Source organism: Flavobacterium pedocola, assembly GCF_053764385.1.
The window spans coordinates 527,926-552,533 of record NZ_JBSNCR010000001.1 but is presented as its reverse complement, the minus strand read 5'-3'; the positions used below and the strand labels follow the sequence as shown (position 1 = coordinate 552,533).

Annotated in this window: 26 protein-coding genes and 3 tRNA genes; 21 read left to right on the top strand and 8 right to left on the bottom strand. The window is 36.9% G+C overall.

The annotated features are described in order from the left end of the window. Positions 1-84: 84 nt before the first annotated feature. Positions 85-1,128 (bottom strand): helix-turn-helix transcriptional regulator, encoded by a 1,044-nt coding sequence (locus tag ACWPKD_RS02695; RefSeq protein ID WP_455411135.1) that lies wholly within the window; start codon positions 1,126-1,128, stop codon positions 85-87. A gap of 60 nt (positions 1,129-1,188) precedes the next feature. Then, positions 1,189-1,800, bottom strand: coding sequence for an HD domain-containing protein (locus ACWPKD_RS02690; protein ID WP_455411134.1), 612 nt, complete (start codon positions 1,798-1,800; stop codon positions 1,189-1,191). 116 nt (positions 1,801-1,916) lie between these two features. Between ACWPKD_RS02690 and ACWPKD_RS02685 the strand changes: the two genes are divergently transcribed. Then, positions 1,917-3,434: a TROVE domain-containing protein gene (locus tag ACWPKD_RS02685; protein WP_455411133.1), complete on the top strand. Its 1,518-nt coding sequence runs from the start codon at positions 1,917-1,919 to the stop codon at positions 3,432-3,434. 232 nt (positions 3,435-3,666) lie between these two features. Here ACWPKD_RS02685 and ACWPKD_RS02680 read toward each other — a convergent pair whose 3' ends face one another. Further along, a complete protein-coding gene (locus tag ACWPKD_RS02680; RefSeq protein WP_455411132.1) occupies positions 3,667-3,828 on the bottom strand; it encodes a hypothetical protein in 162 nt (53 codons plus the stop codon). A 282-nt stretch (positions 3,829-4,110) separates the two neighbouring features. Here ACWPKD_RS02680 and ACWPKD_RS02675 point away from each other — a divergent pair, with 282 nt between their 5' ends. From ACWPKD_RS02675 to ACWPKD_RS02645, 7 genes are all read left to right on the top strand, one after another. Beyond that, positions 4,111-4,833, top strand: a complete 723-nt coding sequence (locus ACWPKD_RS02675) for a hypothetical protein (RefSeq protein ID WP_455411131.1) — start codon at positions 4,111-4,113, stop codon at positions 4,831-4,833. Positions 4,834-4,899: 66 nt separating this feature from the next. Further along, positions 4,900-5,346 carry a hypothetical protein gene (locus tag ACWPKD_RS02670; RefSeq protein ID WP_455411130.1) on the top strand — a complete coding sequence of 149 codons (447 nt, stop codon included), beginning with the start codon at positions 4,900-4,902 and terminating at the stop codon, positions 5,344-5,346. A 106-nt stretch (positions 5,347-5,452) separates the two neighbouring features. After that, a complete protein-coding gene (locus ACWPKD_RS02665; protein ID WP_455411129.1) occupies positions 5,453-5,578 on the top strand; it encodes a hypothetical protein in 126 nt (41 codons plus the stop codon). A gap of 4 nt (positions 5,579-5,582) precedes the next feature. After that, positions 5,583-7,004, top strand: coding sequence for an RtcB family protein (locus ACWPKD_RS02660; RefSeq protein ID WP_455411128.1), 1,422 nt, complete (start codon positions 5,583-5,585; stop codon positions 7,002-7,004). A 481-nt stretch (positions 7,005-7,485) separates the two neighbouring features. Next, positions 7,486-7,878 carry a hypothetical protein gene (locus ACWPKD_RS02655; protein WP_455411127.1) on the top strand — a complete coding sequence of 131 codons (393 nt, stop codon included), beginning with the start codon at positions 7,486-7,488 and terminating at the stop codon, positions 7,876-7,878. Further along, entirely contained in the window at positions 7,875-8,177 is a 303-nt protein-coding gene (locus ACWPKD_RS02650) for a hypothetical protein (protein ID WP_455411126.1), read from the top strand. The genes ACWPKD_RS02655 and ACWPKD_RS02650 overlap by 4 nt, the downstream gene beginning before the upstream one ends. Positions 8,178-8,348: 171 nt before the next feature. Continuing rightward, positions 8,349-9,566 (top strand): AbiH family protein, encoded by a 1,218-nt coding sequence (locus ACWPKD_RS02645; protein ID WP_455411125.1) that lies wholly within the window; start codon positions 8,349-8,351, stop codon positions 9,564-9,566. A gap of 195 nt (positions 9,567-9,761) precedes the next feature. Here the strand turns inward: ACWPKD_RS02645 and ACWPKD_RS02640 are convergent, their stop codons facing one another. Beyond that, positions 9,762-10,511, bottom strand: coding sequence for a hypothetical protein (locus tag ACWPKD_RS02640; protein ID WP_455411124.1), 750 nt, complete (start codon positions 10,509-10,511; stop codon positions 9,762-9,764). A 376-nt stretch (positions 10,512-10,887) separates the two neighbouring features. On the opposite strand from ACWPKD_RS02640, the gene ACWPKD_RS02635 reads away from it, so the two are divergent. The 11 genes from ACWPKD_RS02635 (at position 10,888) to ACWPKD_RS02585 (ending at position 18,781) form a co-directional block, all read left to right on the top strand. Then, on the top strand, positions 10,888-11,712 hold the full coding sequence (locus tag ACWPKD_RS02635; protein ID WP_455411123.1) for a tetratricopeptide repeat protein: 825 nt from the start codon (positions 10,888-10,890) through the stop codon (positions 11,710-11,712). Between the two features lie 758 nt (positions 11,713-12,470). Then, positions 12,471-12,544: transfer RNA gene (locus ACWPKD_RS02630), tRNA-Arg, on the top strand. A 153-nt stretch (positions 12,545-12,697) separates the two neighbouring features. Next, positions 12,698-12,768, top strand: a tRNA-His gene (locus tag ACWPKD_RS02625). Positions 12,769-12,774: 6 nt separating this feature from the next. Beyond that, positions 12,775-12,847, top strand: a tRNA-Pro gene (locus tag ACWPKD_RS02620). 162 nt (positions 12,848-13,009) lie between these two features. Beyond that, positions 13,010-13,327 (top strand): hypothetical protein, encoded by a 318-nt coding sequence (locus ACWPKD_RS02615; RefSeq protein WP_455411122.1) that lies wholly within the window; start codon positions 13,010-13,012, stop codon positions 13,325-13,327. Between the two features lie 12 nt (positions 13,328-13,339). Further along, positions 13,340-14,131 carry a hypothetical protein gene (locus ACWPKD_RS02610; RefSeq protein WP_455411121.1) on the top strand — a complete coding sequence of 264 codons (792 nt, stop codon included), beginning with the start codon at positions 13,340-13,342 and terminating at the stop codon, positions 14,129-14,131. Positions 14,132-14,764: 633 nt separating this feature from the next. Then, the gene (locus tag ACWPKD_RS02605) at positions 14,765-15,862 is read left to right on the top strand and encodes a slipin family protein (RefSeq protein WP_455411120.1); all 1,098 of its coding nucleotides are present in this window, start codon (positions 14,765-14,767) and stop codon (positions 15,860-15,862) included. Positions 15,863-15,892: 30 nt separating this feature from the next. Further along, on the top strand, positions 15,893-16,438 hold the full coding sequence (locus ACWPKD_RS02600; protein WP_455411119.1) for an exonuclease domain-containing protein: 546 nt from the start codon (positions 15,893-15,895) through the stop codon (positions 16,436-16,438). 244 nt (positions 16,439-16,682) lie between these two features. Next, positions 16,683-17,147 carry a VapA/VapB family virulence-associated protein gene (locus tag ACWPKD_RS02595; protein WP_455411118.1) on the top strand — a complete coding sequence of 155 codons (465 nt, stop codon included), beginning with the start codon at positions 16,683-16,685 and terminating at the stop codon, positions 17,145-17,147. A gap of 282 nt (positions 17,148-17,429) precedes the next feature. Next, the gene (locus tag ACWPKD_RS02590) at positions 17,430-18,065 is read left to right on the top strand and encodes a fascin domain-containing protein (RefSeq protein ID WP_455411117.1); all 636 of its coding nucleotides are present in this window, start codon (positions 17,430-17,432) and stop codon (positions 18,063-18,065) included. 92 nt (positions 18,066-18,157) lie between these two features. Further along, positions 18,158-18,781, top strand: coding sequence for a matrixin family metalloprotease (locus ACWPKD_RS02585; protein WP_455411116.1), 624 nt, complete (start codon positions 18,158-18,160; stop codon positions 18,779-18,781). A 52-nt stretch (positions 18,782-18,833) separates the two neighbouring features. On the opposite strand, the gene ACWPKD_RS02580 is transcribed toward ACWPKD_RS02585, so the two are convergent. Further along, positions 18,834-19,247 (bottom strand): OsmC family protein, encoded by a 414-nt coding sequence (locus ACWPKD_RS02580; protein WP_455411115.1) that lies wholly within the window; start codon positions 19,245-19,247, stop codon positions 18,834-18,836. Positions 19,248-19,481: 234 nt separating this feature from the next. Here ACWPKD_RS02580 and ACWPKD_RS02575 point away from each other — a divergent pair, with 234 nt between their 5' ends. Next, positions 19,482-20,861 carry a T9SS type A sorting domain-containing protein gene (locus tag ACWPKD_RS02575; RefSeq protein ID WP_455411114.1) on the top strand — a complete coding sequence of 460 codons (1,380 nt, stop codon included), beginning with the start codon at positions 19,482-19,484 and terminating at the stop codon, positions 20,859-20,861. A gap of 51 nt (positions 20,862-20,912) precedes the next feature. Here ACWPKD_RS02575 and ACWPKD_RS02570 read toward each other — a convergent pair whose 3' ends face one another. From ACWPKD_RS02570 to ACWPKD_RS02560, 3 genes are all read right to left on the bottom strand, one after another. Continuing rightward, complete coding sequence (locus ACWPKD_RS02570) at positions 20,913-21,494, bottom strand: hypothetical protein (protein ID WP_455411113.1); 582 nt, start codon at positions 21,492-21,494, stop codon at positions 20,913-20,915. A 48-nt stretch (positions 21,495-21,542) separates the two neighbouring features. Further along, a complete protein-coding gene (locus tag ACWPKD_RS02565) occupies positions 21,543-22,667 on the bottom strand; it encodes a fatty acid desaturase family protein (RefSeq protein ID WP_455411112.1) in 1,125 nt (374 codons plus the stop codon). 86 nt (positions 22,668-22,753) lie between these two features. Next, entirely contained in the window at positions 22,754-23,539 is a 786-nt protein-coding gene (locus tag ACWPKD_RS02560; RefSeq protein WP_455411111.1) for an LA_2272 family surface repeat-containing protein, read from the bottom strand. Positions 23,540-23,641: 102 nt separating this feature from the next. Between ACWPKD_RS02560 and ACWPKD_RS02555 the strand changes: the two genes are divergently transcribed. After that, positions 23,642-24,595 (top strand): hypothetical protein, encoded by a 954-nt coding sequence (locus ACWPKD_RS02555; RefSeq protein ID WP_455411110.1) that lies wholly within the window; start codon positions 23,642-23,644, stop codon positions 24,593-24,595. Positions 24,596-24,608: the final 13 nt, after the last annotated feature.

The window sequence follows — 24,608 nt, the reverse complement described above, 5'->3', positions numbered from 1 at the left end:
AATGATTTTCGTTAGTTGATTGTAATCCCAAAGCTACAAAAAAGAAAAGGACAATTTTGTTTTAAAGACAAATCCCTCCGAAAATTATTTCACAATAGTTGTTTCCGGTTCAACATTTTCTTCATACTGCTTTATGGCATCATACAGGATGTTTTTCATTCGTTTGCGCAAAAATTCAGGTCGCATTACGTTAAGCCCGTTGCCAAAGCCCAATAAAATCCTTTCAAATTCATAATTGATGATTAGGAAGACATGAACAATGATGCTTCCGTCCTCATTGGTTTTAATAAGCCGCTGCGAATGATGGAGCGGTTTTGTAAGTACGTAAGGCGCATTGGCTCTGTCAATCCAAAGTTCTATGCGTTGTGGCCGCAACCCTTCGTTTACCGTTACTCCGATCACATTTTTATAGAAAGTTTCAGGATTGAAATTATTTTCCAGATACGTTGCATTGAAATCATAATCAATAGAAATAATCCGGTCTAAAGCCAAATTGGTTATCGGCTGGCTTTGCTTTTTTCGGCCAATTAAAAACCAACGGTTATTGAATTCCTTAAGGATGAAAGGATGAAAAATAAATTTCTGTTCTTCTTTGGATTTGAATGACTTATATGTAATCACTAAAACTACTTTTTTAACTATTGCCTGATAGATTTCATCCAGAAAATGCAAGCCTTTCAGGTTATCGTTTTTATCCAGATGAATCACCGGCTGCGTATGGGATTTCTCTGCATAGATTTTATCTTCCAGTCGCTGAAGAATATCCGAAACATCGTTGAAAAGCGAAAAATCTTTAAACTGTTTCAGCATCGAAACGGTTTCGGTAAGCACGTTGATATCGGTTTCAGTTAACGGAATATCGGTAATGGAAAATTCATTGTCTTCATATTTATAATACTTCTTATCATGCACCACAATTGGCGCATTGTAACCAAGCTTCTCGCTGCGCATCATCTGTATGTCCAACTGAACGGTACGTTTGCTTACAGGCGATTCTTTTCCTTCATATTCATACAAAGCATCGGAACAAGCCTCTATCAAATCCTCCAAAGTCCAGGTACGATAATGGTTTTGGAGACATTTGTCTATGGTTTTATAGCGGATTAGTGCGTTTTTGTTTTGAGCCATTTTTTTCAGTGTTTAGTCTCAGTTTTCAGTCTCAGTTTTCAGTCTCAGTTAACAGTGGGTTTACAACAGATCAATTTCCTTTTGGATATTAATTCTGGCTTGTTGTTCGTATAGGCTTCTGAATTCTTCGGTTTGGTAGATGAAATCATGCTCCAAAAAATGTTCTAAAGCCTTTTTTCTGCCGGGATTGTACAGAAAGTAAGGGTAGATGCTGTATTCTTTACGAATCTGTTTGTAATAAACGGTGTAATCTTCCCATTCTTTTGAAAGGATTTTCAAATCAAAATCGATTAACCATTTTTCATCATTGTTATCAGTACACAAATGGTCTTTGGTCACCATAATCAGCTTGTAAATCCTGTCTTTGTTAACCGACGAATGCTCCGAAAGCAGGGAAACCGCTAACTCGGCACTTTTTAATTCATTGTCTTTGCGGGAACTGTTGTAAACATAATCATGATAGAAAATGGCGTACAACACTTCATGCGGAAACTGAAGTTCATTTTTATACTTTTCAAACCAGAAAATCATTTCTTCCAGATGTGTCAGGTTGTGATAATGTCTTGATTTATGGGAATACGCTTTTTGTAACGCAATCCATCGCATTATCGTTTCATCTTCCGAAAAGCCAATCTTTACAAGTAATTCCGTGAATAGTTGCTGTAAATCCATCCTGATAATTTTATCAAAAATAACTTTCTTTTTTTACTGCGCAAAATAATTGCGTATACCGCTACGCATCTTTGCCATGTCGAAAGGAACAAATGTTTAATTTAAAAGTAACCGAGATGAAATTTAATTATTTTAAAAGAGAAAAAAATGTAGTGACCAACTACGAAGGTGCCAAAGCCTACAGCATGTCGCCGGAAATGGAATTGTATTCAGCTGTGGTAACTTCGGGATTAAATGATGTTACTTACGAAAAAGGCAGCGATCGTTTAAAAAGAATCCAAAAACTGATTCAGAAATGCGATCCTGAGTTTACCGCTAAATTGGCCGTATATGTTCGCAACGAAATGTACATGCGTTCGGTTCCGATGGTATTGACGGTGGAATTGGCTAAAATCAATTCAGGCAACGATTTAGTGAACAAAACGGTACAGAAAGTAATTCAGCGTGCCGATGAGATAACCGAGTTATTAGCTTACTATCAGATGGCGAACAACCGTAATGAGACAAAGAAACTAAACCGCTTGTCAAAACAATTACAAAAAGGTTTAGCTGTTTCCTTCAACCGATTTGATGAATACCAGTTTGCAAAATACAACCGTCAGGGTGAAGTGAAATTGCGGGATGCTTTGTTCTTGGTACACCCAAAAGCAAAAGATGAAGCCCAGCAATTGATTTTCAACAAAATAGCAGATAACAACCTCGCCATTCCTTATACCTGGGAAACGGAGTTGTCGCAAGTTGGTCAGCATTCGTTCAAAAATGAAACGGAAAAGAAACAAGCCTTCCGACAAAAATGGGAAGAATTGATCGACAGTAACCAAGTGGGTTATATGGCCATGATGCGTAACCTTCGCAATATAATCGAAGCGGAAGTATCTTATGTTCATATGGAAAAAGTGTGTCAATATTTGAGCAATGCCAATGCGGTAGCGAATTCAAAGCAATTGCCATTCCGCTTCCTTGCGGCTTATCGTGAGATTAAAATAATGAAATCACCATACACCTCCATGGTATTAGACGCTTTGGAAGATGCCGTGATGCACAGTGCGCAAAACATCAAAGGTTTCAATGAAAACACTTCAGTAGTGGTGGCCTGCGATGTTTCCGGTTCGATGCAAAAACCAATATCTAAAAACAGTAAAGTGCTTTTGTACGATATCGGTTTACTATTGGGTATGTTGATGCAATCCCGCTGTAAAAATGTAATAAGTGGTATGTTTGGTGATACCTGGAAAGTGATCAACATGTCGAAACGAAATGTTTTGGCTAATGTTCAGGAGTTTTACCGACGTGAAGGCGAGGTTGGTTATTCCACTAACGGTTATTTGGTATTGGAAGATTTGATCAAGCGAAAAGTAATCGTTGATAAAGTCATGATGTTCACCGATATTCAGATGTGGAACAGCAACTTTACTGCACATTCCTTTGAAAATACTTGGAAGCGTTACAAAACCATCGCACCTAATGCTAAACTGTATTTATTCGATTTGGCAGGTCATGGTACCACACCGTTGGATATCAAGCAGCAAGACGTACACCTTATTGCAGGCTGGTCAGATAAAGTGTTTGACATTTTACATGCTTTGGAAGATAAAACCACAGCATTGCAATATATCAAAAGCATTGATTTGTAAAAAAATGCCGCAGTTGCAAGGGCTGCGGTACTTTTTAAAGAACAGCGCAAAATAATTGCGCAGTACATATAAACCTTTGCTTCAGAAAGTTCACTGAAACAGTACTGGAAAGTGTCGTAGATAAGTGTTACTTCGTTAGGGACGTCAGGGTCGTGGGTTCGAATCCCACCTCTTCCACAAGAGAAAAAAGAAATGGAAGAGTAGCTCAGCTGGTAGAGCATGTATATATCATTTATCGTTTTTTGCCTAGCCCGTGCTGTTTCAGTGAAAGTTCTATAAAAAGATTGAAAATAAAAAGAATGCCGTAGTAGCGTGTTACTTCGTCACCATTAGGGGAGGAATAGCGAAGTTGTAAAACCAGCAAGGCTATCCGGTTCGATTCCGGCTTTGACATGCCCCGTTTCATGCTACGCTTTTTGCTTCTTTTATAACATAAGATGCCGGTTATAAGTGTTACTTCGGTTGGTTGATTTTACATAGGTTCGAATCCTATAGAACATTTATAGATTTTTGCTCTTATGCCTAAAAGAGTGTCGTACTGTATAGTTACTTCGTATACCAGATGATTATTAGACTATACAGGCTTGTTGCCTCTTTTTTAAAAACAAAAAAACACTACGCAGAATCACTACGTAGAAGATTTTCAACTTTGTATCATCAAACAAAAAAACTGATTATGTCCTTAGCTGCCATAGTAACAAAAGCCTATACCGTGTTTAATTATCCCAGACCTTCAACCGTAACAAATGTTTGCACGGATTGTTGTGTAACCGCAGAAGATGCCCGAAAACTGCTAACACTGCCGTTAAAGGAAATCCCGGTTGAACTGATCAACGAATACAATGATCATGCTCAGGCTCTTGATTATAACATGAACGAGTTCAAGTACTTTCTTCCCAGATACCTGGAATTGATCAGTCGTTTTGAGTTCCCGTCGGCTATTGATACCTCTTTAAGCCTTAAGAATTTAAATTTCGAAAACGATTCTTATTGGTCAAAAGAAATAGAGAAAGAGGTATTACTGGATTTTGCCAAAGCATTTGTAACGGAATGTTTTAGCAGTGAATCATTTCCTGAAGATGAAACGCTGACCTCAATTCTGAATATGTTTTATACGGCGCAAATCCCGATTCAACCATTACTGGACATCTGGAAAGCAAACCTAAACGAAAAAGGAATGCTCATCATCAGCGAATTGACCTTAAACGATATTAATTCGAGAGGAACAAAAATAACCTGTGGTTTTGTATCCGAGGAACTTTCAGCCATTTTATTAAACTGGATACGAGAAAACAAAAATGATTTTATGAGGTTCATTGAAGAGTATATCATGAATGCTAAAAAAGAAGAAGGGCTGCAAAAACTCAGCTATTGCTACGATTTTCTAAAGCATTTTTAACTGCGCAAAATAAATGCGTACTGGGTTTTCAACTTTGTTCAGGAAATAATTCAAAATCTTTAATTTATGATATACACAATAGAAAAAGCAGATTTAATTACAGTTCAATTGGTTAAATTCAAAAGCATGCCTTCCTATAAACTATCAGGTCATTTTGCAAATTTTGAATTCTGGGAAGCTGAAGTAAAAAGTGCGTTAAAAGCAATTGAAGAACATTATAAAAGATTTAAAATCATGTCAAACGCACAACTAAATTTCATTGAAAATCACGGAGAGCCAATACATGATTTCTGTCCGATATGCAAAGGAATTTGTGAATTTTCAACCGGTAAGCCAGATGTGCCTAAACGAATAGTAAACAGTGAATTGACAGAAGTAAAAACAAAACTATTAAACACTTATTATCTTTTAGTAGTAAGAGGTTTTAATTCAAAAATTATTGATAAAAATCAGCTTGAAAAATTTTGCGAAGACGTTAACATTAGTATCGATGAAAACGATTTGAAAAATTAATTTATTTCAAACAAAACATGACCTTGTAGCTTAAAAGGAAAAGCCTGCAGCAAAATTGTTCTTACTGTAGTGTTTGCGGATATTCCGGTTAGACCTGCGCGGACTAATGGGTAGAATTTACAGAGGCACCGAAATCGTTAGGGAAAGTAGGGAAGCGTATTTAGAGCCGCAATGCCCGAGAGGGAATATGAGTTCGAATCTCATCAGGGTTACCAAAAAAGATTTAATTTAGAATTATGAACACACCAATCAACGGAAACGATTTATTAGCCATTGGTTACGAATCAAGTGCAGCATTAGGAATTGCCTTAAGAATCAACAAAAAAAGGCTTGGTTTTACAAGGGAGCAAATGATGGAGCATTACAAAAACATCTTGGAAGCTCCTGAAAACTACCTTGATGATAAGAATTTCAGCAAGTTAGCTTCGGCTTTGATTGAAAAAGCGAACGAGAAACCGGAAGATTTTATCAGTTTAAACCAAACACCAAACGATTTCAAACTTTTCGGAGGGGAACATATTGAAGAAGGCGCTAAAAAACAAATGGAAATTGCCATGAAATTACCCGTTACAGTGGCCGGCGCTTTAATGCCCGATGCCCATCAGGGTTACGGATTACCTATTGGCGGGGTTTTGGCAACAAACAATGCCATCATTCCTTACGGTGTCGGTGTTGATATCGGTTGCAGAATGGCCTTATCGGTTTACGATATTCCGGAACTTTTTTACTATGAAAATGAAGACAAGTTCAAACGTGAGCTGATGGCACATTCCAAATTCGGAGCCGGTCATGGTTTTCATGGACAATACAAATCCGATCATGAAGTGTTGGGAAGAACAGAATTTGACAATCATTCCTTCATTAAGAATTTAAAAGACAAAGCCTGGTCACAGTTAGGATCATCCGGTGGCGGAAATCACTTTGTGGAATTCGGTATCATGGAGTTCATGGAAGACGATGCTGCGCTGAACATTCCAAAAGGAAAATACGTAGCTTTATTAACACATTCCGGTTCAAGAGGTTTAGGCGCAACTATTGCCGGTCATTACACCAAAATGGCAAAACAGGTTTGTAAATTACCATACGAAGCCCAAAACTTGGCTTATTTAGATTTAAATTCCGAATTAGGTCAGGAATACTGGATTGCCATGAATTTAGCCGGAGATTATGCGTCTGCGTGTCACGAAATCATTCACGATAAAATGGAGAAAGCCTTAGGAGCAACCGTTTTAGCCAAAGTGGAAAACCATCATAATTTCGCCTGGAAAGAAGTCTGGAACGGTGAAGAAGTTATCGTCCACAGAAAAGGGGCAACCCCGGCGGGTAAAGGCGTTATGGGAATCATTCCCGGAAGTATGACCGCACCCGGATTTCTGGTTAGAGGAAAAGGCGAGGAAGAAGCCATCAACTCGGCATCACACGGTGCAGGACGTCAAATGAGTAGAACGCAGGCTATTAAAAAAATTACTCCCAACGAGATGCAGGCTATTTTAAAAGATCATGGCGTAACGTTAATTGGTGCCGGTTTAGACGAAGCCCCAATGGCGTACAAAGACATCAATTTAGTCATGGAATCGCAGAAAGAACTGGTTGATGTGGTGGCGAAGTTTACGCCGAAGATGGTTAGGATGGCGGATGATGGGAGTAGGGAGGATTAGATTTTTCTCTTTTCTTTTGTCTTGACACAAAAGAAACAAAAAGTCAAGACTGTAATGCTCCACCTAAAAAATAAAAGCAAATACTAAATTATCTGAACTCCCTTCGGTCAAACAGCAGATAATTCTTAACGGATTTGCTTTTATTTTTCTTAACGGTTACGCGTTCTGAGGTCGGGGAGGTGCGTTGATTTATGTTCTGTTTTGTTGTTCGTTTGCCTGTTACACAAGATGGCTGAAGCTCTCGAAGCCACACTTGTTTCTGTCATTGCGAGCGGAACGGAGTGAAGCGCGGCAATCTCTTCTTTTTATGCCACCAATATTTTTTTGAAAAATCAACAAATATGATGATTGTGTAGGTAAATTTTTATTTATAGGTTTGTCGGATTACAAGATATTAGATAATTTGAAATTACTTTTGCATATATATTTACAAGTTAGCAGCAATACATCGAAAAACTTAAAAAAAAAATAATCTTTAAATATGGAACATCAAAAATTAGGAGGTACAAGGCAAAGCTCTCCATTAGAAGACGAAATGACTTATCCGCTAACTGCGGATGAATTTTTATTATTAAGAGAGAGTTTAACATTAGATAAATTTACAAATTCAGAATCATTTCTATTATCAACTTTAATTACAACTTTAATCTCAGGTTTCGTTATCTATTTTACTGGGTCATTATACAAGGAGGTAATTACTAATAATATAAAACAAGATGTAATTAATATTTCTCAAGTTATTACTTTAATTATTTATTCTGCAATTTCAGTAGGCTGTCTAATTGGTTATATATTTTCTTATTTAATGAAAAAAAAATCAAAATCTTCACTTAGTCGTCTTGATGAAAAAATTAAAAAACATCTATCAATATGAAAAAGAAATATGCAATTATATATGATCCGATCAACGTTAGTTCTGAATTAGAAAACTTCACGGAGGTTATTAGTAACAACTACGTCTCAAAAAAAGCAAAGACAAACATGATTCTTATAATTGGAGAAAATACAAGCCCAAAAGAAATATATGAAAAATTAAATCTAAAATTTAAATATAAACCAAGCTTTATTATAATAGAATTTGACAGTTTCTACGGAATGTTTAAAATAGAGGCACAAGATTGGATAACTGAACATTTTCCTGATATGATTTGGGCAGACAAAGAAAATAAATAGTACTGCTGCTAACCACGGTTTTATAAAATGGCTAGCGCCGGTTCATAATAGAACGAGCGAGAATCAATCAAACTTTTCGCTATATTTGAAAATCAGCAACAAAATTTCCGCCACTCTATAAGGCCGGCGGGACGTTATGTGAAAGCTTATGAAAACATTAACTTTTAAGGAATGAATAAACTAATCATAGTTGGCAATGGTTTCGATTTAGCACATAATTTTCCAACTTCATATAAACATTTTATAGATGACTTTTGGAGAAATTTTGAAAGAGATAGAGAAAAAGATCATGTGAAAAATGTTTTAGAGTTAAATCCAGGTTATAGTGGTTATTATGGATATGGCGGAAAAAGTGTAAATGGTTACTCTGATTTTGTTGAATGCTTAAATCATTATTGTAAAGAGCATGGTCTGCTTATAGATACTGAAACGTTAAAGGTCAGACATCGTAATAATACACCAGTATTTTCTTTTAAGAATGAATTTTTTAGAATAATTTCACAGCAATCAATAAATAATTGGGTTGATATAGAAAACAAATATTATGAAATTCTGAAAAGCTTAGTCAATAACAAATTTCATCATTATCAAAAGGATATTATTCACTTAAATAATGAATTTGAGGAAATTAAGCTTTTACTCCAAGAATATTTAAAAAATGAAATAATTGACAAATTTGATTTTAAAACTGAGCCAACTGATAATAATAAAATTATAGAGCTTTTCCGCGTAAAACATAAAAATTTAAATTCAAATTCTACAGATAGTATCTTCCTAGAATTTCCCCCCGAAGATCACAGAGATTTAATCTCTTTTGATAAAAAATTAATCTTAGTAACAAACCCAAGACCACACAGTTTATTTCTTGACTTTAATTATACTCCAACTGCTACAAACTATGTTGAGCAAATCAATTCAAGATCTGAATCTGAATATGGCAAAGCATCAATTATTAAAATTCATGGAGAAATAAATTCTATAAATAATCCGATAAACTTTGGTTTTGGAGATGAAATGGATGATGACTATAAAATAATTGAACAGACTGGAGATAATCATTACCTTAAAAACATAAAGTCATTTCAATATATGCATAATTCAAATTATAGAACTCTTTTGAATTGGATTGAGACAGAAAAATTTCAAGTTTTAATATTTGGTCATTCTTGTGGCATATCGGACAGAACATTATTAAATACTATATTTGAAAATCATAATTGTAGATCAATAAAAATCTTCTATCATAAAAATAACGTTAAAGATAATTACACTGAATTAACACATAATATTTCTCGTCATTTTAATCAAAAGAAAATGATGCGTTCAAAATTAGTTGATAAAACAATTTGTACTGAGTTACCACAAACAATAAGATTTAAAAAAAATTGAATTAAACCATCGCATAACACAGTTTTATAAAAAGACAAAGCCGGTGGTTAATAGGATGATTGGGCTTTAAAGTCTTTGTTCACATTTTTCTTTTTTCTTTAAACTTTTCGGCATATTTGCAAACATCTGTAATAAAATCCCACCACTGAATACTGTGACTGTGACTGAACACTGCGACTGAGACTGCCCACTGCACTAAACCACCTCCACAATCCCCAACACATTAAACTTATCATCCTTCAAAGCATATTGCACACCGTTAACTTCCTGATAAAACGAAAGCATCAGCACAAAAAACAGTTGTCCGGTTCCGGATGGCATACTGGTCGGAGTAAGTACAATAGCAATAGGAGTGAGGTTTAACGGGACATTTTTTGCGGTGCTATATGCTACTTCCGATACGAGGGTTTCAAAATCCAAGGCACAAACCGCACTCTGAAAACTCACATGGGTTGCTCCGGCTGGATAGTTTATTTGTTCGGCAGGGCGTAAGGCTGTTATTGAAAGTGTCCCCGTTTCAACATTTAAATTGTAGTCAGCGTGCAAGACATTGCTCAGCAAAGCATTCGCGTTAAAATTGAAACCCTTCAAAGCTGATTTTCCTTCCGCTGTAGCCATTCCTCGCGCTACGGTGCGCTGTCCACGGGGCGATACTGTATCCATGTTCTTAATCCGCAACAGCACACTCAACAATCTGCTTTGCAATTGGGTATCTTTAGCCTTAATGACCATTGGTGCCAAAGCAGTGCGCAATACCTTTCCACAGGTGCCACAGTGGCCAAATTCACTGTTATTTTCCCTTGTACGCTCAAAATTGGGTTCTTTATGGATGCGCTCTTTTGAAATACCGCCTTTCTTACGAACATAATACACCCCGTCTTTTTTATAAAACGTCAAACCCTCTAGTGAACCTTCAATTTTAATGAAACCTGTTGCTTTAGCCATAATTGTTTTGATTACTGATATAGGTTTTTTCTTTCAAAATTTATGCCGAAAACAGCCATATAACAGAAATAGCATAAAAATCACTATAGTTTGAACAACATTTCAGTGCTGTTTTCCTTGTTCCAACTACGAAGATCCTTTACGCATACTCCATGGTAAAGCCATGGTAAAGCCATGGTAAAGCCATGGTAAAGCCATGGATACTTCATGGTAGAGCCATGCTTACTCCATGGTTACCTCATGCAAAACACTTTACAAATAAAAACCCAACTATTGCAAAATCTAAAACACCTGCTTTGTTAAAATGAAGTTATACTGCACCAATTGAAATCACTTTTTCCATAAATTTAACGTACTAGATAAATCAAACCCGGATATGGAAACCGCTAAAACTTTTCTTTTTATTGCAATTTTTGCAGGCTTTACAATTAGTAATGCAAATGCACAGGATAATGTTCAGGCGGAAACCTTTTACAAAATGGCAGATGATTTTAAAAGTAAATCCATTCCGGACAGTGCCTTGGTTTATTACGAAAAAGCAGCTACAGCCTTCAACAAGAGCGGAAATACCAACAAAACTATCAACGTTTACAATCAGATTGGAACGATTTTAAACCGAAAGGACAAATACGGTGAAGCAAAAACCTATCTGGAAAAAGCATTGGCAACCGGACGTTCTGCAAAAGACACCGACAGTCTAGCCATCGCTACTACCTATATTACCTTAGGCGTTAGTTATAGTGCTGAAGAGCAGTTTGAAAAGTCTTTGTTGTACCACAATAAAGCCTTAGTTATCCGTTTAGCAAAACTTGGAGAATACAATGCGGATGTTGCCACAAGTTATGGAAACATCGGTAATGTTTACTTCCGCCAGAAAGACTACGATAATGCTGTCAAAGCGCATCTTAAGGCTAAAAAAATCAGGGAGAAAGTTTTTGGCAGCAAAAGCAATGAAGTAGTTCAATCCTATACCAACTTAGGAAATGCCTATAAAGAGCAAAAGCAATATAAAAAAGCCCTAAACTATTACGAAAAAGCATTGACAATTAAACTTGAACTACTGGGTCAGGGCCATAAAGATCTGATACGATATTACAAAAGCATAAGCGAGGTATATAATTTGTCAGGCGATAAACCAAAAGCCGATGAATATCAATCAAAAGCAGAAGCCATTGAAAAGCAATCTAAACAGAAACCGTAATTGTAAACCGCTGTAATCAGCAGTAAATTATTTCAAAAACTCAAAAATTAAAAAATTATACTACATTTGTTCCCGTAATGAAAACACAAAACTTACATAACGCAAGCCTATCAATAGTGGCAGATTTTCGCTCAGGGAATGTATTTCCGGCGAAGCAACGGGCGTTTGTATCTTTTAAAGTGTTGGATAAATTGATGTAAATTAGTTTAGAATTCTATAAAAAGTAAAAGCGTCCTCATAAAAAAGGGCGCTTTTTTTATGGTAAAAACTGAAAAAGAATGCAATGAAAATAAATTTTTTAAAAAAATATAAAAAAATAATCAGCCATGTTTAATGAGTAAAACAAATAGTGATTTATAAGTGTCGATAAGTAACCAAATGAGAGACAGGCATTTGCTACAAACAGGAATCTGCAACAGTTCGCGGACAGGGATTCTATTATTTAAATAACACTGTTTAACTATTTGAAAATCAATATTTTAAATTAAAAAATATTTGGAAGTTAATTTTATTTGACTTTATCTTTGCAGCAGAAATCCGACAACGATTTAACGTTCGGACTTCAAAAGAACAAAACATGAAAACAATAACATTACATAACAGCAATACCATGAACCTAGCTTCATTACATATAGATTTTAGCCGCGACCCGAAAGGGAATATAAGAAAGGTGCACCGACACACATAGGATATCCGTATCCGTATGTATCAGTATAAGCACCTTCCACAAGGTGCTTTTTTTATGCCCAAAAAGTACTGGTTCCGTAGCTCAACCTGATAGAGCGTCTGCCTACGAAGCAGAAGGTTACAGGTTCAACCCCTGTCGGGATCACACAAGTTCTGTAGAAAGGAACCGGCTCATTGTGGTAATGGTCAACCTTCCCGACTGTCTCTCGGGAGCTACGAGTTCGAAATGCTTCAGCATTCGTGAACTCCTAATAGCTAAATGGAAAACCGTGAACAATCTCGTATGAGCCGCCAAATGGTGTTTTTAGTTTAACTGGTAAAACCCCGGATTGTGGATCCGGAGAACAGGGTTCGAGCCCCGAAAACACCCTACTACTGGGAAGATAACGATTGGTTGTTTACCTGCTTTGGATGCAGGAGGTTGCAGGTTCGAGCCCTGCTTCCCAGACAAATGGAACCGTGGTTTACAAGGTGTGCACGCCTGTCTGAAATGAATTTATTCATTCAGCGAATCCTAAAAAAATAAGCAAAATGAGCTAATATCAAAAGGTATTCGTTCGATTCGAATCGGTTCCACTTAAAAATGAAGTTTAATTTAAAAATGAATGTTATGAGACCAGACATTTTAAAAAGGTTTTTAACCAACACAGATGAGACCGGAAGATTCTTAATGAAATCCCGCAAAACAGGCATCATCTATTTCGTGGAGCCGATTTACAATGGTAAAACTCCCGAGTGGGGCGACGTAGACCCGGCCACTAAAAAAATCACGGGTAGCTATGGCTCAAAATATACAGGAGCCGTCACCAAAAAAGAATCGCTGATTACGGAAGATAACGGATTCAAAAACATCGGTTATTTCAAAGGCAGTCCTTTTGGTGAAATTGATCGCCGCGACAGAGAACATCAGGAAAGAATAGGGATTTAAAGCCGAAACAGTATGAAATACAACAGAATAGCATTAGTTGGAATTGAAGATTCGGAATACGAACATATCAGAGCAAATTTCAATGGTCATATCCTTTGGCATCAGGCATTACCTAAAATTTTGGTTAAAGAAGGTGTTCTTTTCATGGAAAAAGAAAATGGAATCGGAATGCTGCCGGTAGATAAAGTAGTGTACTACGGAATCTTTGATAATGATCTGGATTTTATTTCAGGGCTTACCTTGTGGGGTGGGGCTTGTTACCCGAATCCGAGAGCAATGCTGGATTGTCGTTTGAAAATCCCTTGTCTGATAAAAGCGTTGGAGCTTACAAAATTCGGACATCCGAGAGGTTTTGTTTCCGCCAATACCGAAATCACCATGAATACCGATACGGTTGCAAAATGGGGAAACTGGCATTGCGGTGAGAACAAAGAAAGAATCAGCGGTGATTGGACCAGTGAATTTGCCAGCACCCTGGAACCCTTCTTTGAAGGAGAATCCGTTCGCATTATGAATATCGGGGTACATTACTGGCAAATCAAACTGGAAGGCGACAACTGGTTAAAATCAATACACCCAGACAGCGCTTGTTTTATGGAGATTGATGATGATTTATTGCAGGACACCATTCATATTAAAAAGGAGCTGAAAATGGATATGATAGGGAACGACTACATCATTTTAAACAATGGCGAAAAGCGATTACTTGAAGTAAACCACATCCCGAATATCACCAGGTTTGATGTCGTAAGAGAAGCTTATTTGAGTACGGTTACGGAATGGATAAACAACTGCGCAAAATAATTACGCAGTACCATTTGAATCTTTGTTCAGGAAATAAAACAAGTTCTTTCAATATTGAAATTATAATATCAAACAAGTCCTGTTGCGTGTTTCTGTATAGCACCATTGCAGCATGTGGTACCGGAGGTATTCCGTTTTGCTGTGCAACTTGATTTGGAGGTTTCGAAGGTTTTCCAAAAAATCTTCCAACGCTATGGGGCGTGGGTTCGAATCCCACTCTCGATTTTATCGGGATAGTTCAGTTGGTTAGAACAATAGACAATTGCAGGTTCGAATCCTGTCACGACATTTTGGTTGTGTTGACAATGGTAGTCACTTAACAGGCTCAAAATCTGTTTGAAGGAGTTCCGCATTCACTCTTAAAAAAGAATGCCTGTCAAAGAAAACCTTTGGTCTTTATCAGTCACGATTGTTATTCAATCAATTGACACTCAGGATATGACCTGAAAGCAGCTTCGTTTGCTTAACCGTTCTTTTGCTTTGGTGCTTGATGAATTATAAAATAATTAGTGTTCAGATACAGCACAAAACCATTAGGATGCTTTTTCAAACCGGCCCATTTCCGTCCTTATCGGAGGATAAAGTCACGAAGGTTTTCTTATTTAAAAAGATCAACAATTTAAACGATATAACATGATTAAAAGAATTACAATCAAAGCATACCAAGCAGGATTGGTATTTGAAAACAGAAAATTGATTACCGTTTTAAAAGAAGGTAACCATTGGATTTTTGGCAATAAACAAGTTGAAGTTTACGAAATGAAGCAGTCATTCGTGGCGCCCATTGAATTGAATATCTTATTGGAAAACAAGGATTTGGCTTCAATGTTGGAAGTTGTCGAAATTGCCGACAATGAAATGGCGTTGTATTTTGTGAACGGCATTTTCAAAGAAGTGTTGACAACCGGGAGATTTGCTTTCTGGAAAGGATATATTAAAAATGAATTCATTAAAGTAGACTTGTCCAAAACGGAAATTACCGAAGACATCTCTTTAACCTTATTGGAAAACGTAAAAATCAGACCTTTCACAAGAAGATTTCAGGTAATGAGCTTCGAAAAAGGCTTGTTGTATGTAAATGGTGTTTTTGTATCCGAATTGACCGCCGGAACTTACTACTTCTGGAACAATGCCACACCGGTTGAAGTAAAAACCACGGATATCCGTCAGCAGCAAATGGAAATTTCCGGTCAGGAGTTATTGACAAAAGACAAAGCGACTTTGCGGATCAACTTCTTTGTAAAATATCAGATTACGGATATTGTTAAGGCAGTTGTGACAACCAAAGACTGTGAAAAGCAATTGTATGTTGTGATGCAATTAGCTTTAAGAGCTTTCGTTGGCGGTTATACTTTGGATGAATTGTTAAGCAAGAAAGACAGCATTGCTGAAATCATTATCGAAGAAACCAAAACGAAAATTGAAGCATTGGGTGTTTCAGTTTCTGATGCTGGTATCCGTGATGTTATTTTACCGGGTGATATGAAGGAAATCATGAATCAGGTGTTGGTAGCCGAGAAAAAAGCACAGGCCAACAGCATTATGAGACGTGAAGAAACCGCAGCCACCAGAAGCTTGTTAAATACCGCCAAATTGATGGAAGAAAACGAAATGTTGTGGAAATTAAAAGAAATGGAATACGTTGAGAAGATTGCAGAACGCATCGGCGAAATCACTATTTCCGGCAGTGGAAACGCCATTTCACAATTAAAAGAAATTTTTGTAAAATAGGAGGATAATCCTCAGTAATAAAAATATAAGATGAAAACTACAGATAAAATTATCATTATAGACCTGGAAGCCACGTGTTGGCAGGGCACAGTCCCCAAGGGCCAGGAAAACGAAATTATAGAAATCGGCTTAGCAGTTTTAGATGTCGCTACGGGAGAGGTTTCCAAAAACCAGGGGATTCTTATCCGGCCGCAACGATCGGAAGTCAGTCCTTTCTGTACAGAACTCACTACGATTACTTCAGAATTGTTAGAGCAGGAAGGTATCTTATTTGAAGAAGCCATTGAAAAATTAGTTGATGAATACAGTCCTGATCAATATACCTGGGCCAGTTACGGTCAATACGATCTGAACATGTTAAAGCGACAATGTAAATCATTCGGCATCCCTTATCCGATGGGTGATGAGCACATCAACGTAAAGACAACCTTTGCGGATGTTTATGGCCTGCAAAAGCCCACCGGTATGAATGGCGCTTTACATGTATTAGAGCTTCCGCTTGAAGGAACACATCACAGAGGTGTAGACGATGCCCGAAACATTGCCAAAATCCTTCATTGGGTATTAAGTCGCTAATATTTCATAACCGATTTTACGTAATCCAAAACCTACAGGTAAAACTACCTGAATCACTACTCTTATTTTCGAAAGACTCTGATTATCAGGGTCTTTCTTTTTATAAATTAATTTGTAATCAACTAAAAATCAGGTATTTATACTCATAAATACGCTCGTTGAACTTGATAATTTTACACTGTTCAAATTAACAGCGGTAACCGAAAAGCTTAAATAGAGTAGGTAATTAAACAACCAATTAGTTATGAAAAATCAAAATGGAACTGAGAATCCAGTTCAACAATCGGTAAGCAAAGAAATTGTAGCACATGATTTTCAAAGTGCGTTGCATGGTAAATTAGATGACTCTTTAATCGAGGCAGGTAAAAACAAAATTATGTCAACCAACACTGCCTATCCGGCAAATGGTAGTTCTGTAAGCATGATATTCTATCTGCAATTTCAGGTAATTATCAAAAACGGCGGTAAGACTTTTAATGGAAAAGCAGGTGGCATATCAACACCAGGCGGCGGAGCTTTATATGGAGACGTATATACTGATGATCTGAACCGTTTGTATTCAGACACTGTAAGTTTTCAATTTACCAGCACACCGGTGTACCTGAGCATCATCTTTTTTGATTCTAACGGAAATGTGCTTGGAACATTCCAGTGTGGTTCTGTTTCTACTGTAACAGGTGTAGGAGGCGGAAGCGGAAGCTGGTCATAAAGATCAACTGCTAATTGAAACTAAACAGCAATAATTTAAAACGCTCCGATAATCGGGGCGTTTTCTTTTTAAAACCAGCAGAGAAACCCAACATTGTTCAAAAACATCAAAATTGTTCGTCCCAAAAAAACAAGGATTAATCAAATAGCTAAAAAAATGTAAGTAAGCAAATACAGGATTCGTCACTATTTCATATGGCCTTCGTCACAAAGTACCTTTTTTATTGGTGGTTTAAATTCTTCAGAACATAGTTTTGCTCCATAATTTTTAATCAAACTAACAATGAAAAAATTTTCAAAATTACTGATTGCAGTTACTATGGTTTTCTTTGCATCTTGTGAAAAAGACGATGCTGTAACCAAAACCGAAAAAACCACCACAACACAAGACAGAACCGGAAGCCGCTACATGACTTACGGTGATGTGGTAACTATGGCTTACATCCCGACATTAAAATTTTTAACTGCAGAATCCAACGGAGATGCCACTATCAACAAAGCATGGAATACCTCAGTACCCAGTTTAAACAACGTGTGGTTGCCTTGGGCTAAATTCAGAATCGTAAATCCAAACGACCCGAGTTCAACTGCAGAAGTGAAAACTGGAGATGAAGTAGCCTTCAAGTGTTTACAGAACAATTTATATATGGTGGCAGAATCTTGGGATGATGATGTTAATGTGAACAGAACAGCAATCGGTCCTTGGGAAAAATGGAAAGTTTACGCGCCGAGTAATACAACTGCTGGAAATTCAATCTTCTATTCTTCGACAAATTACATGGCATTCGTATCGATTAAATCCGTTTGGGATAAATACCTGAGAGCTGATGCTTCAGGATATGCAAAAGCAGGTGGAAGCTTCGATCCGACAATTAATGTAATGAGCAATCAGAATACTTTCCAATTGTCAAAACAATAGTCGAAAAATAGCAGAACACTTTTTTTTCGCAACCAAGAACCATGGGTACAATTATTCATGGTTTTTTCGTTATTTAGAGTAAAATTTAACCGATGCGCTACTTTCTGATACTCTGTTCATTTTTACTGATTTCCTGTTCGGAACCAATAAGCACCAAAACCGTTGTAGGCATCCAAAGTTATAACGGTTTTTCAAAGGACAAAGCAAAACTGGTAGCCAAAACCATTGCCGATTTTTACGAAGTAAAGACCATATTGCTGACCGATAAATTCATCAGCAAAAAAGCCTTTATAAACGTAAAATCACCACGATACAGGGCTGACAGCATCATCTTGTTCCAACACAGGAACATCCCGGATTCTCTTGATTTCATTATTGGACTTACCACCAAAGACATTTCAACAACAAAATACAAGAATGGCAGACAAATGAAACTGCCTGCATACAAATATCAGGATTGGGGCGTAATGGGCTTGGGTTATTGTCCCGGAAACAGCTGCGTGGTTTCCACTTTCAGAATTAAACACAAAGACCCGGAAAAGGTTACGATGCGGTTACGGAAGGTTGCTGTACATGAATTCGGCCATAACTTAGGATTACCACATTGTCCGGATAAGAAATGTGTCATGACCGACGCCGTAGAAAGCGTGGCAACTATTGACAATGCTAAACTCGCCTTGTGCAGCTCCTGTAAAAGAAAAGCAACAAAGGACTGAAATACAAAAAGCCACGCAATAAACGTGGCTTTTTTTATAGGATAATCAACAACTATTGATTCAAGCTGAAGGTTACATTGATTTTAGTGTTCAGCAACTTCGAAATAGGGCAGTTAGCTTCAGCATCTCTTACCAATTCTTCAAATTTGGCAGTATCAATTCCCGGAACCGAAGCCGTAAGGTTAAGGTTTGACGCTACAATACTTCCGTCTTCGAATACGATTTCACAATCCGTTTTTAATTCATCAGGGGTGAAACCTGCAGCCTGCAAATTGAAAGCGAGCTTCATTGTAAAACAGCCCGAATGTGCCGCACCGACCAATTCTTCGGGATTCGTTCCAATACCTTCTTCAAAGCGGGAACTGAATGAATATTGTGTTTTATTCAAAACAGTGCTCTGAGTAGTCAAATGTCCTTTACCTTCTTTACCAGTGCCATTCCAAACGGCGGTTGCTCTTCTTTTCATAAGTTGCTTTTTTTAGTAATTTTTAAGCTACTAATTTACAAAAATACTACGACCTGAAAGCGGATAGCAACGAATAAATAAATTAGCTATAGTTGAATTTCATACTATATTTTAACTTTAAATTATAGTCGTTATAAAACTTTAAATCAGTTAAATAGCTGTATATTTTGTAACTTTGTTAGTTCTAAGGGTATTGATTTTTTTTCTGATCGTTTAATTTTAAAAATTGACATTATGAGAAAAATTATCTTTCTAATGACGTGCCTTTTTTCTTCCATTATTTCAGCCCAGGATGGTTCTTTGGATATGAGTTTTGATGCAGGATTAAGTGCAACAGATGTGGTAGACAGAGTATTACTGCAACCGGACGGTAAAATTCTCGTATCAGGGAATATGCAAATCAATTCAGTAGCTAAAAAGGTTATCCGATTAAACCCGAACGGTTCACTGGATGCCGGCTTCAATGTGCCAAATGTAACTGACAGTCATCCTTATCTTGCCGCTTTACAACCTGACGGAAAAATATTGCTTGTGGGGAATTCTACACAAGTAGGGAACAAATATGGCCTTATTTTCAGATTAAATGCTGATGGTTCTTTAGACGGGACTTTTAAAACACTAACCGGAGCTAACGATCCCATCAATGTTTTACTGTTACAACCCGACGGCAAAATCATCATCGGAGGCGGAATGACCATATACAACGGTACCGCTATTAATCATATCGCACGGTTAAACACTGACGGAACCATAGACAATTCATTCAGTTTTGGACTTACCGTTGACAATGTGTATTATATGCGATTCCTGCCCACCGGAAAAACCCTTGTTCAATTCGGACACCTCACCGGAGGATTGTTTATGACTTACGAAATCACCCGCTTGAATTCAGACTGGACTCAGGACAACACCTTTGCCACAGTTAACAACTGCTTTTTCAGTTATACACTTTGGCCGCAATCGACAGGGAAAATCATCATTTTTGAAACTTGTGTCGACTGGGATTTCAGTCCTCCGCCACACGAAATGCTTATCCGCCTGAACAGCGACGGAACCGTTGATAATACTTTCTATCGCGGTGGAGTAGGCGGCGGTTTGATTTATCAGTTTGCTTTACAGGGAAATGATCAGATCATTATCACCGGTGATTTTACAACCTATGACAGTTTTACGGAAAACCACATTGCCCGTTTAAACGTGAACGGAACTCTTGATGCTGATTTCAGCGGCGGAACAGGTCCTAATGATTTGGTTACCAATATCGAACAACAAGCCGACGGTAAAATTGTCATTGCCGGGGATTTCACTTCCTATAATGGCGTGGTACGGAATCATATCGCACGATTATTAAACGTTACCCTTGCCGCAAGTGAATTTGACAACAAAGCGTTTACTTTCTATCCAAATCCCGTAAAAGATATGCTGTATCTGAATTTTCCGGATGAAATGATGGTAAACGGATATGAAATCTATGATTTACTGGCACAAAAAGTAATAATCAGTTCGTTGATGGATCGTAAACAGATAAACGTCAGCAACCTGAGCCATGGAGTTTACATGCTGAAAGTCAAAACTGAAAACGGAACTTTTAACCGCAAGTTTATTAAAGAATAGAGCATAGAGTGCAGAGAATGGAAAGCCTCAGTTTTGAGGCTTTTTAAATGATTATTGTTTTTGAATCCGCTTGTAATGGTAAACGGTGTTATAGGAACTCCCGTTAGAAAAAATCAGCATAAAGCCGCCATAAGAATCATAATACGTATTCATCAGCAATCCGCCGTCTTTTGCAATTCCAATTCTGGTTTTTCTACTTGTGCAGCCACCGCAAAGCAAAGGAACTCCCCAACATTTTTTATACTCATTATCCAGATAAAAAAAGCCGTCTTCCTTAAGTATTCCCATAAAATAAAAGATATTAATTTTTTCATTATTCCTTTTGAATACAAATCTCACTTTCTCAAGACTAACTACTTTTGTTTCAATGGAATACTCCGAAAGCGTATCAAGCTGTACCCATTTGATATCCACATTGTCAGAAAAGTCATTGATTAAAATCTTTGATTTCAATGTATCGGCGACACCTTTCTTATCGTACTCTATGTCTGGAAAAAAGTGATAATTCCCTTCGATGCTTTTAAAATTTATTTCTGATAGTTGGGCTGCGTTGTTTTTCACCATCTTCTTTGAAAAGTCCGCACATCCGGTGAGAAGCAGGGAAGCGGCAAGCAACATATATATTGATTTCATAATTTCGTTAGTTGAATTAGGTTATTATTTCTTAGCTAAAAACTGCTTTTACTGAGATCCCAGCTTTTTCAAATATTTAAAATGTGACAGAATTGCTTCTGGAATACTTTTTTCATGATAGGGCAAGTTGTATTTTTTTGTTTTTTCTTTGATCAAAGGTGTTATTTGTGTGTATAATGTATGTTGCATGTTTGGAAACAAATGGTGCGCAGTATGGGAATTAAACCCTCCGAAAATAAAATTCGCCAGTTTGTTTTCCGGGTGATAATCCAAGGACACCGCCAACTGGTGTTCATAGTAATCATAAGGCAACTCTCCGTTTTCATCTACTTTTGGGAATTCTGTTTCCAAACACAAATGCGAGATTATCAAAGTCATTACAAAGAAGATGGAAATGACTAGATGCATAATCAAAAATGCCAGTACTATTTGTTTGAATGTGGCCTGGGTAAATAAGACCGGAAGAACAATAAATAGTGTCAGATACATTAATTTCAAGAAGATAAATTCCAGAATAAAAACAAAAGAGTAGGTTTGATTTTTAATGTTTGCCAAATCCTTTTTATTCAGATAGATAAAGTCTTTTATAAAAATCCAATGCAGTGTGTAGGCAAAGTATAGCAGAACAGCATATAAGTGCTGATACTTTTGATGCTTCCTCAATTTATGATTTGGCGAAAGCCGCATAAAAAGATTATCATCAATGTCGGCATCACAACCGTCAACATTGGGAAATATGTGATGGGAAGCAATGTGTCGTTTACGCCATAAATGTGAATTAACACCTTGAAGATTAAAAACCAAATAAAACACAACCTTGTTTACCCGTTTGTTTTTGGAAAAGGTATTATGAACGCAATCGTGCGCACAATTAAAGGCGAGTAAAATTCCTGTCAGGCCAAACAAAATATAGCATAGTATGAGGTAATATAAATTTGAATTTACAAATGGTTGATAGACCGAATAATATAATGCGGTATAAACCAGAACATAACAAGTAAATTTTATCCACATCTTTTTTTCGGCTTTATTACGGATATCACTGTTCAATAATTCATTTACCTCGTTTTTTAATTCAGCATAGAAAGGGGAGGCGTTTTTTTTAAATTTTATTTTATCAGATGTTTTAGTTTCGGTTCCTGTTTTTTCTTTAGGATTATATACTTTTTTCATAGCCTTTGTTGTTTAATTACAGTTCAAAACCGTTGTGATAAATACAACATCATTGATCTTATAATTTCGTTGGTTAAATGAGGTTGTTATTTCTTTGTCTGCCAGTTAAAAAAGGGCAATTTCCGTTTGCCATTGGTGTTCCATAAGCCAATTTGAATACCTCTCAGGTTTTTGGAATGATTAAACAACCCTATTTGAATTCCCCTGTGGTTTCTGCAGACATTGGAAGGAGCAATCTGGATGCCGTTACCATGGTCGCTTATGTTGGCAATTCCGGCAATGGATAGTCCGTTGAATTTTTTGGTACTGATAAGGGAAGCATTTAAGGAAAGCCCGTTCATCTGATTCATGGCCGTTAACACACTAATATTCAAGCCATTCATTTTAGCACCGCCCATAAAACCGCCACTGCTGATGTTCAGACCGTTTATTTGGATGTAGGTAGGATAATCATCATCCATGTAAGCTGTATTGCTAATCGAATTATCATTGATCCCCACGACCAATCCTTCAAAAGGAATATTCAATCCCACAGAAATCAGTGCAAGGGATATAGGACTCGCTTCAATATTCAATCCGTTCACTTTCTGAAACTTAATTTTTTCGTTCTCATAATGCCCAACACCTAAGGCGAAACCGTTTACGCGATTCACTCTTCTGGAAATAGGTGATAAACTGAAAATTTTAATACTGTCATTACGGGTTACTTTTTCGGATTTCCATCTGAAATAGCTTCTGGTTTTATCATCAAGGATGCTTATGTTATTGTTTAGCATTTGCACTGTGTCCTGAGCAGGCGCCACTTGTAAGGAGTCCTGGGCCGGCATCATTTGTGACACCATCATCATAAAAAATAAGAATCGCTTTTTCATACATTTTCTTTTTTGAATTACAGTTCAAAGCTATTGCGATAAATACAACTTATATTGTGAAAAATAATTTTATTATTGCTTATATTTGTGAAAATCGCAAACATGAATTACCAGGAAATGTTGCTGAAAGAAGTCCGAAAGCACCTTTCAGAAGACCAGTCAATTATCGATACTTTAGCAGGCGTACTCAACATCAGCTATGATGCGGCGCATCGTCGTGTGTCGTTAAAAAGTAAATTTTCGATAGAAGAAACCGCCGTTTTGTGCACGCATTATTCCATTTCCATGGATAATTTATTTGCCGGGAAGAATAGGGTAGTGCTTAACAAAACATCAGCAATTAAAGGCATTGAAGATTTTGAAACCTATTTTAAACAATCCGCTGAATTCCTTTTTAAGCATAAAGATTCCGGATCGGTTTTGTATTATTCAGCGAAAGACATTCCGTTGTTTTATACTATTGGCGGTACATTATTGTCTAAATTTAAGATCTACATCTGGACGCAATTACTCAACGGAGAAGAGGATCAACTGTCTTTTGAACAGTTCAAATTAGATTCAGGCTTATTGGAACAAACCTCTAAACTGAAATCCGTATACGAAAGTTCCAAAGTAATCGAGTTGTGGAACGACACCACCATCAACAGTACCTTGCAACAGATTTTTTATTTTTTTGAAGCAGGATTGGTTTCTTTTGACACGGCCATGCTTTTGTTGGAAGATGTTACAAAAGTTATTCAGACAGTTGAAGCCAAAACCAGTAAAAATGATAGCCGCTACCAATTGTTTTACAATGAATTACTGATTTTGAACAACAATGTTTTACTGACGAATCAGAAAGAAAAATCGCTTTTCGTGCCTTATAATATGCTTGGTTATTTTATAACGGAAAATAGCGAAACCTGTACCGAAGTAGAGTCGTTTTTCAAAAACCAGTTGCTGAATTCCAAACTATTGCAAACAACCGGAAAACGTGACCGTAATTTGTTTTTCAATAAAATGTACCAGAAAATCGAATTTTACAGCAACCGGGTAAAGAGTTTTGTAAATGAATAAAAAAAGCCTCAAA

What these genes read in the sequence shown, in the direction of transcription:
- ACWPKD_RS02635 (WP_455411123.1), top strand. Translation starts at nt 10,888, where the DNA reads ATGGAAACCGCTAAAACTTTTCTTTTTATTGCAATTTTTGCAGGCTTT.
- ACWPKD_RS02660 (WP_455411128.1), top strand. Translation starts at nt 5,583, where the DNA reads ATGAACACACCAATCAACGGAAACGATTTATTAGCCATTGGTTACGAA.
- ACWPKD_RS02590 (WP_455411117.1), top strand. Translation starts at nt 17,430, where the DNA reads ATGAAAAAATTTTCAAAATTACTGATTGCAGTTACTATGGTTTTCTTT.
- ACWPKD_RS02560 (WP_455411111.1), bottom strand. Translation starts at nt 23,539, where the DNA reads ATGAAAAAGCGATTCTTATTTTTTATGATGATGGTGTCACAAATGATG.
- ACWPKD_RS02600 (WP_455411119.1), top strand. Translation starts at nt 15,893, where the DNA reads ATGAAAACTACAGATAAAATTATCATTATAGACCTGGAAGCCACGTGT.
- ACWPKD_RS02640 (WP_455411124.1), bottom strand. Translation starts at nt 10,511, where the DNA reads ATGGCTAAAGCAACAGGTTTCATTAAAATTGAAGGTTCACTAGAGGGT.
- ACWPKD_RS02685 (WP_455411133.1), top strand. Translation starts at nt 1,917, where the DNA reads ATGAAATTTAATTATTTTAAAAGAGAAAAAAATGTAGTGACCAACTAC.
- ACWPKD_RS02565 (WP_455411112.1), bottom strand. Translation starts at nt 22,667, where the DNA reads ATGAAAAAAGTATATAATCCTAAAGAAAAAACAGGAACCGAAACTAAA.
- ACWPKD_RS02675 (WP_455411131.1), top strand. Translation starts at nt 4,111, where the DNA reads ATGTCCTTAGCTGCCATAGTAACAAAAGCCTATACCGTGTTTAATTAT.
- ACWPKD_RS02690 (WP_455411134.1), bottom strand. Translation starts at nt 1,800, where the DNA reads ATGGATTTACAGCAACTATTCACGGAATTACTTGTAAAGATTGGCTTT.
- ACWPKD_RS02670 (WP_455411130.1), top strand. Translation starts at nt 4,900, where the DNA reads ATGATATACACAATAGAAAAAGCAGATTTAATTACAGTTCAATTGGTT.
- ACWPKD_RS02595 (WP_455411118.1), top strand. Translation starts at nt 16,683, where the DNA reads ATGAAAAATCAAAATGGAACTGAGAATCCAGTTCAACAATCGGTAAGC.
- ACWPKD_RS02570 (WP_455411113.1), bottom strand. Translation starts at nt 21,494, where the DNA reads ATGAAATCAATATATATGTTGCTTGCCGCTTCCCTGCTTCTCACCGGA.
- ACWPKD_RS02610 (WP_455411121.1), top strand. Translation starts at nt 13,340, where the DNA reads ATGAAATACAACAGAATAGCATTAGTTGGAATTGAAGATTCGGAATAC.
- ACWPKD_RS02580 (WP_455411115.1), bottom strand. Translation starts at nt 19,247, where the DNA reads ATGAAAAGAAGAGCAACCGCCGTTTGGAATGGCACTGGTAAAGAAGGT.
- ACWPKD_RS02665 (WP_455411129.1), top strand. Translation starts at nt 5,453, where the DNA reads ATGGGTAGAATTTACAGAGGCACCGAAATCGTTAGGGAAAGTAGGGAA.
- ACWPKD_RS02680 (WP_455411132.1), bottom strand. Translation starts at nt 3,828, where the DNA reads ATGTCAAAGCCGGAATCGAACCGGATAGCCTTGCTGGTTTTACAACTT.
- ACWPKD_RS02695 (WP_455411135.1), bottom strand. Translation starts at nt 1,128, where the DNA reads ATGGCTCAAAACAAAAACGCACTAATCCGCTATAAAACCATAGACAAA.
- ACWPKD_RS02650 (WP_455411126.1), top strand. Translation starts at nt 7,875, where the DNA reads ATGAAAAAGAAATATGCAATTATATATGATCCGATCAACGTTAGTTCT.
- ACWPKD_RS02645 (WP_455411125.1), top strand. Translation starts at nt 8,349, where the DNA reads ATGAATAAACTAATCATAGTTGGCAATGGTTTCGATTTAGCACATAAT.
- ACWPKD_RS02585 (WP_455411116.1), top strand. Translation starts at nt 18,158, where the DNA reads ATGCGCTACTTTCTGATACTCTGTTCATTTTTACTGATTTCCTGTTCG.
- ACWPKD_RS02575 (WP_455411114.1), top strand. Translation starts at nt 19,482, where the DNA reads ATGAGAAAAATTATCTTTCTAATGACGTGCCTTTTTTCTTCCATTATT.
- ACWPKD_RS02655 (WP_455411127.1), top strand. Translation starts at nt 7,486, where the DNA reads ATGGAACATCAAAAATTAGGAGGTACAAGGCAAAGCTCTCCATTAGAA.
- ACWPKD_RS02555 (WP_455411110.1), top strand. Translation starts at nt 23,642, where the DNA reads ATGAATTACCAGGAAATGTTGCTGAAAGAAGTCCGAAAGCACCTTTCA.
- ACWPKD_RS02605 (WP_455411120.1), top strand. Translation starts at nt 14,765, where the DNA reads ATGATTAAAAGAATTACAATCAAAGCATACCAAGCAGGATTGGTATTT.
- ACWPKD_RS02615 (WP_455411122.1), top strand. Translation starts at nt 13,010, where the DNA reads ATGAGACCAGACATTTTAAAAAGGTTTTTAACCAACACAGATGAGACC.